This is a genomic window from Methanococcoides seepicolus (assembly GCF_023684405.1).
Taxonomy (GTDB): domain Archaea; phylum Halobacteriota; class Methanosarcinia; order Methanosarcinales; family Methanosarcinaceae; genus Methanococcoides; species Methanococcoides seepicolus.
Map to the genome: position 1 here is coordinate 21,043 of NZ_JAGSOI010000026.1, position 12,416 is coordinate 33,458.

A 12,416-nucleotide genomic window follows, 5' to 3' on the forward strand; every position below is an offset into this window, starting at 1 on the left:
CTGTGCTGTATTGCAACTACAAACACGACTTGAAAACATAACATATTAAGCTACAGACCATTACGCCGGAGTAACTATGACATTAATGGAAGATGCAAGGAAGGGATTGATCACTCCTGAGATTAGAAGTGTGGCCGAAGTTGAGGGGATAGATGCGGATCTGGTAAGGTCCTGTGTTGCAAAAGGACTTGTGACCATCCCGAAGAACATCAAAGGTAAATCTCGTGCATTCGGTATTGGGAAATATATGAGCGTTAAGGTAAACGCCAATATCGGAACCTCAAGGGATTTTGTAGATATCGATGACGAGGTCGATAAAGCAAAAGCTGCGGTTGAATACGGAGCAGATACCATTATGGACCTGTCTACCGGAGGTGACCTCGACCTTATACGTGCAAGGATAATGGATGCCGTGGATGTACCTATTGGCACCGTGCCAATATACCAGGCAGCAGCATCCCATAAAACTGTGGTCGATATGACATCTGATGACATGTTCAATGCTGTTCGCAAACATGCGGAGGATGGAGTCGATTTTGTCACAATCCATTCAGGTGTCAATTATAATGCATTGGAAAGGCTCAAAAAAGGTGACAGGATCACAAATGTTGTCAGTCGTGGCGGTTCATTCACCATTGCATGGATGATACACAATGAACAGGAAAATCCATTCTATTCTGAATATGACTACCTTGTGGAGATAGCAAAGGAATACGACCTGACAATAAGTCTTGGCGATGGTATGAGACCGGGTTGTATCCATGATGCATCAGATGCACCAAAGTTCATGGAGTTCATCACCCTCGGAGAACTTGTCAGCAAAGCAAGGGAATCGGACGTGCAGACATTTGTGGAAGGTCCGGGACATGTACCTTTGAACGAAGTAGAGCTTAGCGTAAAGGCAATGAAAGAATTGTGCCACGGTGCACCCCTTTATCTGCTTGGCCCTCTTGTGACCGATATTGCACCAGGTTATGACCATATAACAGGAGCTATCGGAGGCACACTGGCAGGAATGTACGGAGCGGATTTCCTTTGTATGACAACACCGGCAGAACATCTTGCATTGCCAACCGTAGATGACATACGCGAAGGTGCTATTGTCACAAATATCGCTGCACACGCTGCCGATCTTACCCGCGAGGGACAGAAAGAAAAGGCGCGTGAGCTGGATGACAGGATGGCACATGCACGTGCTGAACTCGATTGGGAGACACAATACGAAGTTGCCATCGATACTGAAAAGGCACGCAATATCAGAGAAAGCCGAAATACCGGTACTGATGCGTGTTCCATGTGCGGTGAACTCTGTGCCATGAAGATAGTCAAAAGTGCACTTGAAGAGAGCAGGCAGAAAGAGAATTGATCTTCCTGTAGCTCTTTTTTTCAATTACTGAGATAGAAGAACTTTATGCATTTCTTTTTTTGAAATATTGCTAATTTTACAGGACCTATTTGTCAAAATGTACGCTTTGACCGATAAATAGGGTATTTTTCGGTTAACCACACGAATTTTCGGTCAACGATATGAATTATTGGTCAACGAATGAAATTATGAGATTTTGAACTGAATACGGAGGAAGTGAGAAAGATATTGGAGAAAATGCCATTATGACATTTCCTCAGATTCAGGACTTTCAACTTTACCCATGAAAAGTATGGTACCTGTTCTCTTATCTTCGATGAAGAACAGGAAGGGATGGTCTGCTGTAAACTCATACTTGTAGTAAGGTAGTCCATCTTCCATTACGATTCCTGTTGCTGCTGCAGCTTCAGTTCCTTTTTCATTTACACCGATATATGCCTGATGAACTACTTCAGATATGAATAGACCGCCACTGGCACTGATACCTGAAAAATCAGCCATGCCAGAATCAAAAGCATCAACAATTCCCATGTCCTGCAACGGTTCATTTAATTTAGCCTTTGTCTCGAACGTGAACTTTGGCAACAGGATTTTTACTTCGTCAGAATGAAGGTTATCCTTTAGCTCATTGTAATAGCTGAGCGTAAGATCATTTTCAAATTTTTCAATGTTGTTGTCGGACGGAAGAATGATGTACATGCTAATATCATCACCCTTATATGGCAATTCTAAGATTTGGGCATTCTTATCTTCTCCATAATTGTATGTACCTATGACATACATTGTGTCAACTTTCTTCTCCTTCCCGTTGGAAAGATGGAATACTCTTTTTCGAGTGCCTGCTTCTTCAAACTCTTCTAACCAGGTGCCATTGAAATAAACTGCATTGGTAATTATCAGCCTTGTATTTCCGTCAATGCTTCCTTCAGACAGCAGATCTTTTATTTTATCATTAGTTTTATTCTCAACCCAACTATTGATAACAAGTCTGGACTCTTCTGGTTGCCCTGCAAAATCAAGTGGTGTTATCATTCCACCATAATAGTTTTCCGCATTGAACGCATACTGTTCATTCAATGGATATTCTTCAAGGATCCATAGTGCATTCGCAGTTTTCAGATCGTATGCATCGTTGTCAGAATTGATTGTATCTGTCATCTCTTTTGAACTTTCTTCAAGAACAGGTTTACTTAGAGGATAGTAAAAAACATTTGAAATCTGCTTTTTTGTAGAACCTTCTGCACCATCATAACAAATAGCCATTGCAGTGAATATACTGTATGGTGAGAAGAAGAGATTTTCATTTTCAATTTTAACCACTGAATACATGTCAAAAGCAAAAGCATTGTTTGCTGTTGCAATATCATACTCTTCAACTGAATCTGCATTGATTGTATTCTTTGTGTTTATAGTCGAATCTTCAATACAACCACCTAGAAAAAGTGATGTAATTATACACAATGTAACAATCACCAAAGTTTTTGTTTTTCTCATAATCTTTAGTAGAAGTGTAGGTATAAAAAATTTGTGACGCTCTTGTAATCTGCATTAAAATGTATCGGGAAATTTCAAGGTAATTTTCGGGCAAAGCGCAAAATGTCGGAAAGTATATATAGAAACATGCGTATAGAAAATCTTGTCGATAAATAGACAGGGTTGTGCATCACATGGAAGAACAGGTATTGAACAACCAGACCGAACAAAAAATGAAAGGCATACCCGATAAGGTCATGGAAACCATTGGCCTGAAAAAAAGCTATTATCTGTCCGACATGGAAGTACCGATCCTTCATGATATCAACATCACTGTGAAAAAAGGAGAGTTCATTGCGATCATGGGACCATCGGGTTCTGGCAAAAGCACTCTTATGAACTTGCTTGGATGTCTTGACAGACCAAGTGAAGGACAGGTCCTTGTCATGGGCAAGGACATAAACAGTATCTCTGAGAGTGAACTTGCAAAGCTTCGGGGATTAGAGATCGGTTTTGTATTTCAGAACTTCAACCTTGTTTCAAGACTTACAGCTTTACAGAATGTCCTTTTACCAACACATGCTAACCGCAGAATTGATGTCAACGTGAACCAACGTGCGAAACAGCTTCTGGGACTGGTAGGACTGGATGACCGCATGGAACACAGACCTACTGAGCTTTCAGGTGGACAATCACAGAGGGTCGCTATTGCAAGAGCCCTCATCAACGAGCCTGCCATCATTCTGGCAGATGAACCTACGGGGAACCTCGACTCGAAGACAAGTGTCGAGATAATGGAACTCTTTTCCGAGCTTCACAGGAATGGAAGCACGATAATAATGATAACACACGATCCTGAGACATCAGCATATGCTGACAGGACCATCCACGTGAAAGACGGCTATATAGAGAATAATTAAGGTGATGACATGGGAAATGATAATTCGAGAATAACGAAGGAAATAACGGTCTTTGCATTTATGATGGTCCTTTTGATAATGGTAATGCCTTCCGCATCTGCACAGGAGAGCAGTGTAACAAGCCTGGATATCAGCGTTCAGAAATACGAGCCATTTCCGGCAGAGATAGGACAATATGTGGATGTGTGGGTGAAGGTGGAGAACTTTAGGTCAGGACAGTCCGATGACGTGACAATAAAACTTGTTCCTGAATATCCTTTGTCCCTTGATTCTGAAAAAAATGCTGAGAATAATATCGGCATACTTTCACCAGACAGTGCATCGGTGCAGGAGTTCCGCCTCTACGTAGATGAGAATGCAAAACCTGGGACAGCTTCTTTTGATGTGTATTACAGAGGCACGGACAACAGTCCCTGGATAAAGGACACTTTTAAAATAAAGGTAGGATCCACCACATTTGATAGTAAAGGTACTCTTGAACTTACTGAGACCACATCCACCCCAGATATGTTCAGCCCTGGAGATAAAGGTACTATAAGTTTCAAATTGACAAATACAGCATCAGAGAATACCATCAATTTCGAAGGTGAGGATTATGACACTAATGCACGTATCCAATCGGCAAGTCTTACAGGTGCTGACAGTATCAAGGTCACCAGCGGAGTTCAAGAAGCCGGGATAGTCGGACCAGGTAATTCGGTCACCCTTACATTCAATGTAGAGGTTCCGGAAGAGGTCCAGGAAGGAACATACTATCTTGACCTTGCGATAATTGGTAATTCATATTCTTATAACAACATCTGGAGAGTACCTGTCACCATTGACAGTTCATCCCTCAAGATGATCCCCTCAAAGTCCATGATATTAACTAACAGTGAAGGGAAGATACAGTTCGATGTTGCGAATCTTCATCAGAACACGATATCTTCAGTGAGTGTCAGACCAATAGCTGAAGGAATCAAATTCTCCCCTGCAGAGTATTTTATCGGCTCGATGAAACCGGACGAGCTTTTTACAATTGAATTTAACGCTGTTGCAGAAGAGGAAAGAGAACAATCTTCGCTCACCCTTGAAGCAGAATACAGGAACGGATTTAACGATCACACAACCTCTGCCAATGTGGGCAACCTTGAGGTAGTTGAAGAAAAGACAGATACCAGCACTGGCAGTACAACTATTGCTTTCGTACTTTTGATAGTGGCAGCAGCAGGGATTTTTATTTACAGGAAAAGGAAACAGGATTAAGCGAAGTCAGGTGCACTATCAAAAGGAGATATATAATGGTCGATCTGAAGCAGTCACTTGAAATCGCATTGGGAAGCATTTTTAGCTCCAAGCTTCGTTCCACGCTTACAACTCTGGGGATCGTGATAGGAGTAGCTGCTGTCATCGCCAATGTTTCCTTAGGTGCGAGCTTTAACCAATATTTTGATGAAGAGATAGGAACTATCGGTTCTAATTTCATCTATGTGGGTGCAAATGAACCAAACACATTCTTTGATAACGAACTGGAGGTTGTCAGGAAAACCCCGGGAGTACTGAGGGCTTCACCCATCAATGAACAGGTAGCTGAAGTCACTTATATGTCAGATTCGCGGAGAGTGTCAATTACGGGGGTCACAGGCGACTATGATGAGGTCGCCAACATTGGACTTAGTGAAGGGAATTTTATCAAAGACAATGATCAGTATGTGGCTGTGATAGGGTATGATGTATCTGAAGATACGTTTGACCGGAAGTTATCGAATAAGAATTCAATAGACATCACATTCCGAACACGTGATGGAGGAGAGATAACACAGACGTTCCAGATCAAAGGTATTGTCCAAGAATCTGAACCTAGCTTCATATCAGGAGGAATGGTCCCCGACAAAAGGATATTCATTCCAATATCGACCATGAACGAGATCCTCTCGGTCAGTGATTATTCCACCATCTTCGCCGAAGGGGAATCAATCGAGACGGTTTCCGAAACATCCGAGGAGATAGATAAGAGACTCGGAAGATATATGGGAATTTCATCAAGGGATATGGAGGAAGATGACATCAAGCCGTATTTCATTGTGGACCAACAGGAGTTGCTTGAGGAAGCAGGCTCACTTTCAAGTGCTCTTTCCGGACTTCTGACTGCAGTTGCATTTATTTCACTTGTTGTCGGTTCCATCGGGATCATGAACATTATGCTGGTCACCGTTACCGAACGTACATCGGAGATAGGTTTGATGAAGGCGATAGGGTATTCCAACTTCGATGTCCTTACGATGTTCATCGTTGAATCAGCGGTCGTGGGAACTATCGGTGGTGTGCTTGGCGTGATACTTGGTTGTGCTGGAGCTTATGGGGCTGCAGCATTCATGAACCTGCCAGTAGTGCTTCCTGCATCAAAGATATTCGCAGGCTTTGTTGTATCCATATTCGTAGGTCTGATCGCCGGAGCATATCCTGCGAACAAGGCCGCTAAGATGAAACCTGTCGATGCATTGAGACATGATTGAAAGAACGAAACTCTAAAGTGCGAAGGTGGAGATAATATGATCGATAGCTGGATATTCTTCCCGGTACAAATTTTGTTGTTCCTGCTATTTGCAGGGATTGTGATAGGAAGTACCATTTTCTGGATATGGATGCTTATCGATTGTGTTATGAACGAGCCATCGCAGGGAAATGATAAACTTATATGGGTTATTATTATAGTATTCGCACAATTATTGGGTGCACTGATATATTTCATATTCAGAAGGCAAAAGCACAATGCGGTTTCTGATGCAGCGGATGTATGATACGAATATTATCGGTATAAAGGAGAATGTTCAACATGGGTCTAAATGATATAATAAAATGGATACGTGATCTCTTCGGAGTGGTCACTAAAAGACAGACCTATATGAATCTGACGTACCTTTTGTTCACATTCCCCCTCGGAACAGCCTATTTCATATTCCTTGTGACCGGACTTTCCATGGGATTAGGCCTTTCTATAACCCTTATCGGACTTCCCATCCTGCTTTTGATGCTCGTTGCATGGTGGGAACTTGCTGCTTTTGAAAGGCAGCTTGCGATCTGGCTTCTGGGAGTTGATATACCACCCATGGAGAATCGTTGTGTAGGAAAACAGAAGAGCTTGGAGAAGATAAAGGGCTATATCCTAAATCCTGTGACATGGAAGGGACTTGTGTTCCTTTTCATTAAGTTCCCATTGGGCATATTTACATTGATAGTTTCCTTCACATTGATAGGCATCACTCTTGCTTTTATTGCAACACCCTTTGCCTACAAGCTTACCGACATCGGTTACAGTATTGGGACCAGCACGTTCGTCATCGATTCTTTTGCTAGTGCTTTGATGATGATGTTCTTAGGGATGATCTTTGGGATAATTTCACTGCATTTTATGAACTGGATGGCAAAACTTTCAGGAATTCTTGCAAAGAACCTGCTTGGAAATGCAAATTCATATATGACCAATGAAAACGATTACACCAGTTTTGACGATATCGAACTGGATGAAGAAGAAACTGTAGGATCTATCGAGAAGGTCGAAACCGGGGATGCAGAATATATCGAAGAATACGACATCGGTATTCAACGGGAATAATGAACGTTGAGTTGAAAAATAGAAAAGAAATGATCAGAGTTTCATCTTTTCGAGCCGCCCGTAGAAATCAAGGATATGATTGGTAAGTTCACTGTCAAGATTCAAACTGAAGGTGCGGATCTGTTTCCCAAGACGCTTTTCAATGACGATGTTGGATTTGAGAAGGGGTTCGATTACCCTGGCAACGCTTGAGTGGGATAGACCAGTCTCTTCCGCAATACCAGAGAGATAAGTAGATTCCCCTTTATGCTGAATCAGGTTCTTTAGAACCGTTATCTGTGCAGTCTTTCCAAATATTTTCTCAAGAGCGTCCATTGACATCACCCTTAAATATACGATAATAATTTATAAGGCTTTCTCATAATTGGCTATTGATACAATATATGAATAGACCTTATCATATTTAGAAAGGCTTTAATAATATCATCCATTTATGTTTAGATACATTTGAAAGTTGTGGTATATATGGAAAGAGAAACGCTTGAAAAAGACATACTGAGACTTCTCGAACAGCAACCCGGCATCAGTGCAAAGGAGATAGCAGACCAACTTTCGGTTTCTGAGGACATGGTGACCAAGAGCATTGAGAGCCTGTCGGATACGAGACAGAAGGTCCTTATTGTGGATGATGAGCCAGATGCTGTCATTGCTACCAAGAGAGCACTCGAGGCGGACGGATACAATGTCATTGAAGCAAACAACGGAGTCATGGCCTTTGATGTGCTTAAGTCCGATATACCCGATGTGATCCTTCTTGACGTTATGATGCCTGATATGGACGGCTTTGAAGTATGCAGGAGATTGAAAGAAGAACCTCTCTATGAGAACATACCTGTGATCATGCTCACAGCAAAGGGAGAGATCAATGACAAGATAGAGGGTCTGGATATTGGTGCTGATGACTACATGACCAAGCCATTCAATCTGAAAGAGCTGAAAGCAAGGATCAAAACTGTGTTGAGAAGAACACAGGACTGACTTTTTTAACGCACTTTTCGTGCCGACCTCATATGTTTGCCACAAAAAGCAGATGGAACGTCATTATCGTTGTAATGATAACGATGCTTTTCATTTCTTCCATCCTTTTTCTGGGGATCAGGGCAAATACAGAGGTCGAAGATCTTTTTGTTGGGATGTTCACCCGGGAACAGACCAGCCAGGCACAGCAGATATCGAGCGGTATTACTACATTCCTGAACGAAAAGGTCACAATGCTTGAGATCATCTCAAGGAACCATAATAGCATACCCGATGATAATTTCAATACCATTTTTTCGATAGTGTATAATGAGTCGGAAGGCTTCTATGCTATCGAATACATAAACAGCACAGGCATAATAGTCTCTGGATATCCAGAGGAGAATGTGCCTTTCGGATACGATCTTTATGAAAATAATAAGGCTGCTGCCTTTGAACAAATAAAAGAGACAGGTGAGACCTACATCACCAATCCACTCACTACTTTAGAGGGTGAACTTGCGATCTATGTGTGGATACCTCTTCATCTTGAGAATGGCAGTTTTGAAGGGGCCATAGTTGCCATAATAGAGATAGACGAGATAACGAAGCAGACCATAAAAACGGAATACGAATCGGGATATGTTTATCTCATCGATGATAATGCAAAGCTGCTCTATGACAGTTCCGATGATCACCTCGTAGGAAAGAATTACTTCAATATAATAAACGAGCCCGACCATAGACGTCTTGATATCATCGGCATGCAGACAGAAGGACTTTCAGGCAGCGGACAGTTCTCTGAGAGGAACAAGAACGGTTTCATGGAAGAGAAGATAATCTCTTATGTACCTGTGAACTGGTATAACCAGCAATGGTCCGTTGGCGTTGTTACTCCATTATGGTATGTAGAATCACTCATACAGTCGGTCTATGTCAAGCAGGGTCTTTTTGCAATGATCTCCATTGCGTTCATTCTCTTCATCAGTGCATTCATCGCCCTGATCCTGTTCTCCTGGAACAAGACCCTTGAGGATGAGGTGAAAAGCAAGACCTCGGAGCTGGAAAGATCGAACGATTATCTCCAGAACGCTAATAAGAAATTAAAGGAACTTGACCGCCTGAAGAACGATTTTGTTTCAATGGTCTCCCATGAGCTAAAGACCCCACTGACAGCCATGAAGACCTCCAGTGAGTTCCTGAGGGAAAGCGAATGCAACAAGGAGATCAAGGAGGAGATGCTGGACCTTATTATAAGGAACATTGACAGACAGGCGCGAATGGTCGATGACCTGCTGGATATATCCCGCATAGAATCAGGAAAGATGAAATTCACACCTGAGGATGTGAACATAAAAGAGATAATCGAGATCGCCCTTCATAATGTGGCAAAACATGCTAAGGATAAGAGCATAAAGATTATGGTGAACTGTCCGGAAGAGGTGCCGGTCATTAGGACGGATAAGGACAAGCTCATAAGGGTCTTTGTGAACCTGCTGACAAATGCGATCAAGTTCACACCCGAAGAGGGAGAAGTGACGATCATCGTGGAAGATCATGAGGATCATTTGCAGACAAGTATAAAGGATAATGGCATAGGTATTTCCAAAGAAAAGCGTGATAAGATATTCGACAAGTTCTATCAGGTGGACAGCACTGCCACAAGGAAGGCAGGAGGCACAGGGCTCGGGCTTGCGATCATCAAGGGTATCATCGATGGACAGGGCGGAAACATTTACCTTGAGAGCGAGACAGGCAAGGGCAGTACATTCACTTTCAGATTACCGAAAGAGCTGAAAGAGGATGATTTCACCGAGATAGAGGGAGTTTAAGTGAGGAACATGAAAGCAAGAACAGCATTATTGATGGCCTTTGTCTTTTTAGTGGCGATCATTTGCAGCGGATGTACATCCATTGAACTTGAAGGAGTGAGCATAGAGGATGGAGATATTGCAGAATATGCTGAACCGATAGCAGAAAATACCCTTCAGGGCCTTAATGAGAAGAACTATACCAAGTTCTCTGCTAATTTCAACCCAACGATGAAAAAGGCCATTACTGAAGACCTGTTCCTGGAACTTACGGACATTGTTCATGAGGAGGTTGGGAACTATACTTCAAAGGAACTTGCCGAAATAACTGTTACTGACAGACATTCAGCCGTTGTCTATAATGTAGCCTTCGAAAAGGAGCCGGAAGGTGCTATTTTCCGATTGATATTCCAAGAGAAGGACGGACAACGAGAGCTTAAAGGTATGTGGATCGATTCTCCAAAGATGCGAAAACGATTGGCCCTTGAAAGATAAAGTCCCTCACTTTTTTCTTTCAGACCGCTCCTGCCCTTTAATTTCATTTGATCGGATTTCATATTATAGCATGAAATGTCATGCCATTTTTTTAAATTTCACACCCAGATCTTACTCTTCCCTCAAAAGCCGATCTTCAATATTTCTCAAAGATTAGACTACTAATTAAGTATTAGTTTCAAATTGAAAAGGAGGAGTTCAAGGCAGAGTTCTCACCCTGCCCCGATACACGAAGGAGGAGTTAAATGTACACCAGTCAAGAACTTTGAGATGGAAAGGGAGTATGGTGGTTTGTGTGTGGTTCAAGAGGTAGTAACTTATCCGTTTTTCAAGAAACTGCCCAAAGTTCTCGTCCAATGTACAATTCTCTAAATACATGAATAATACTTAAACATTTCCATAAATAGACAGGTTCTTTCATATATTGATTTTATAAATACTAATATTTCCATAAAACTACCACAACCCCCGTTAAACTTATAGCCCATCAACCCATTTAAGCTCTGTAGCACCTGAAAATAGGCTGATAGTGTCTCAGGTACTATTTTAATTCAACATGGGCTCGTGGTCTAGCTGGTTATGACGTTGCCTTCACACGGCAGAGGTCGGGTGTTCGAATCTCCCCGGGCCCATCTGGTTTTTCTGAAGCGGTTGATGGCGGTTTTTCTAGTTCAATGATCCTTTGCTCCAGCGAAGCTAGCCTTGTTTCGAGGGTTGAGTTTAAACTATCAGGAGTTAAGTTTGAACTATTACAACCTAAAGTTATCAAAAATGCCTGCTTGCCCTCATGTTCTATTGGATTAATCTCTACCTTCTCACCAACAAGATATAAGTATTCTTTAGGCAAGCGAAGAGTGGGATAAGCTCTTGTTTTACTGGCACTCAATTTCGTGATCTTTGATTGAAATGGTTGTTTTATCATAGTTTAAACGTGTGTTTAAACTTTATATACTTTTCATTGATTTCTTTCTATGAGAATACCAAGTCCACCGTCCTATCATTTAATTGATATTAAATACAGAGGGGGGCTCCGCAAAAAACAAAGAATTAGAGGTTCTTTCCATCAATGATTGTTTCAACGGTTTCACATGCCTTATAAACTGAAGTGAGATATTTTTGAGGCTGGTCAGGACAATAGTACCATTTGGTATAATACTCCATAGCTCCCACAACAGAATCCGAATTGCGATTAGATTCTTTACACACTTTAAGAGCAATCCCTAAAATTATAACTTGATAATCCGTATTTGTTCCAAAAAGGGTTTGCCTATCTGGCCAAATTTCAGTTGCGATATATAAAAGACGTTCAGCATCTACAGGCTGAAGCTCCAAAAGCATTACTGTAGCTGATAGAAAATAAAACTCAGCGAAATCCAGAATGTGGTTGTAGTCATTTTCAGAGTATTTTTTGAGTAGAAATGGAATTGACCTGTGTCTTTCCGACATGAATACCAACACAGAAGCATTTTATTTATAGTAAACGTTGTTATTTTAGAGAATATTCATGGCTACATTACCAAAATATAACTGGAGTTTGGGTAAATTATATATAGTATTACTTCTGCCGATTGACTTCCTAGGTATTGGAGAGAGATAAAAGGACTAGCAACTCCAAACTGAGTATTCGTATTGAAATTTAATCAATCTACTTTTTTTCATACCATGAAATTTTGGCATTGGTATTTAAGTAGAGTTTTTATGTTATTAGGACCTATATTTATGCATGAACTGTCCCAGGTGCAAGAGCTCCAATCATAAAAAGAACGGTAAAATCGATGGACGTCAACGCTACAAATGCC

General features: G+C 41.5%; 13 protein-coding genes and 1 tRNA gene. 11 read left to right on the forward strand and 3 right to left on the reverse strand.

Annotated elements, in window-relative coordinates:
• Positions 1–76 precede the first annotated feature (76 nt).
• Positions 77–1,366 (forward strand): phosphomethylpyrimidine synthase ThiC, encoded by a 1,290-nt coding sequence (thiC, locus tag KDK67_RS07660; protein ID WP_250868214.1) that lies wholly within the window; start codon positions 77–79, stop codon positions 1,364–1,366.
• Between the two features lie 243 nt (positions 1,367–1,609).
• On the opposite strand, the gene KDK67_RS07665 is transcribed toward thiC, so the two are convergent.
• Positions 1,610–2,827 (reverse strand): serpin family protein, encoded by a 1,218-nt coding sequence (locus tag KDK67_RS07665; protein WP_250868215.1) that lies wholly within the window; start codon positions 2,825–2,827, stop codon positions 1,610–1,612.
• Positions 2,828–3,033: 206 nt separating this feature from the next.
• Here KDK67_RS07665 and KDK67_RS07670 point away from each other — a divergent pair, with 206 nt between their 5' ends.
• From KDK67_RS07670 to KDK67_RS07690, 5 genes are read left to right on the forward strand one after another with little or no spacing between them, the layout of a single operon-like run.
• Positions 3,034–3,759, forward strand: coding sequence for an ABC transporter ATP-binding protein (locus KDK67_RS07670; RefSeq protein WP_276575093.1), 726 nt, complete (start codon positions 3,034–3,036; stop codon positions 3,757–3,759).
• A gap of 9 nt (positions 3,760–3,768) precedes the next feature.
• The gene (locus tag KDK67_RS07675) at positions 3,769–5,004 is read left to right on the forward strand and encodes a COG1361 S-layer family protein (RefSeq protein WP_250868216.1); all 1,236 of its coding nucleotides are present in this window, start codon (positions 3,769–3,771) and stop codon (positions 5,002–5,004) included.
• Between the two features lie 35 nt (positions 5,005–5,039).
• The gene (locus KDK67_RS07680) at positions 5,040–6,254 is read left to right on the forward strand and encodes an ABC transporter permease (protein WP_250868217.1); all 1,215 of its coding nucleotides are present in this window, start codon (positions 5,040–5,042) and stop codon (positions 6,252–6,254) included.
• A gap of 36 nt (positions 6,255–6,290) precedes the next feature.
• Positions 6,291–6,539, forward strand: coding sequence for a PLDc N-terminal domain-containing protein (locus tag KDK67_RS07685; RefSeq protein WP_250868218.1), 249 nt, complete (start codon positions 6,291–6,293; stop codon positions 6,537–6,539).
• Positions 6,540–6,574: 35 nt separating this feature from the next.
• Positions 6,575–7,354: a sensor domain-containing protein gene (locus tag KDK67_RS07690; protein ID WP_250868219.1), complete on the forward strand. Its 780-nt coding sequence runs from the start codon at positions 6,575–6,577 to the stop codon at positions 7,352–7,354.
• A gap of 33 nt (positions 7,355–7,387) precedes the next feature.
• Here KDK67_RS07690 and KDK67_RS07695 read toward each other — a convergent pair whose 3' ends face one another.
• Positions 7,388–7,669 (reverse strand): MarR family transcriptional regulator, encoded by a 282-nt coding sequence (locus KDK67_RS07695; protein WP_172366793.1) that lies wholly within the window; start codon positions 7,667–7,669, stop codon positions 7,388–7,390.
• A 150-nt stretch (positions 7,670–7,819) separates the two neighbouring features.
• Between KDK67_RS07695 and KDK67_RS07700 the strand changes: the two genes are divergently transcribed.
• The 4 genes from KDK67_RS07700 (at position 7,820) to KDK67_RS07715 (ending at position 11,249) form a co-directional block, all read left to right on the forward strand.
• The gene (locus KDK67_RS07700) at positions 7,820–8,332 is read left to right on the forward strand and encodes a response regulator (RefSeq protein ID WP_250868220.1); all 513 of its coding nucleotides are present in this window, start codon (positions 7,820–7,822) and stop codon (positions 8,330–8,332) included.
• Between the two features lie 32 nt (positions 8,333–8,364).
• Positions 8,365–10,143 carry a sensor histidine kinase gene (locus tag KDK67_RS07705; protein ID WP_250868221.1) on the forward strand — a complete coding sequence of 593 codons (1,779 nt, stop codon included), beginning with the start codon at positions 8,365–8,367 and terminating at the stop codon, positions 10,141–10,143.
• A 9-nt stretch (positions 10,144–10,152) separates the two neighbouring features.
• A complete protein-coding gene (locus KDK67_RS07710) occupies positions 10,153–10,617 on the forward strand; it encodes a DUF3887 domain-containing protein (protein WP_250868222.1) in 465 nt (154 codons plus the stop codon).
• Between the two features lie 558 nt (positions 10,618–11,175).
• Positions 11,176–11,249 (forward strand) — tRNA-Val (locus tag KDK67_RS07715).
• A gap of 415 nt (positions 11,250–11,664) precedes the next feature.
• On the opposite strand, the gene KDK67_RS07720 is transcribed toward KDK67_RS07715, so the two are convergent.
• Positions 11,665–12,063 carry a hypothetical protein gene (locus KDK67_RS07720; RefSeq protein WP_250868223.1) on the reverse strand — a complete coding sequence of 133 codons (399 nt, stop codon included), beginning with the start codon at positions 12,061–12,063 and terminating at the stop codon, positions 11,665–11,667.
• Between the two features lie 277 nt (positions 12,064–12,340).
• Between KDK67_RS07720 and KDK67_RS07725 the strand changes: the two genes are divergently transcribed.
• Positions 12,341–12,416: transposase-like zinc-binding domain-containing protein (locus KDK67_RS07725; RefSeq protein WP_420846927.1), on the forward strand; the 76-nt coding region annotated here is incomplete at its 3' end.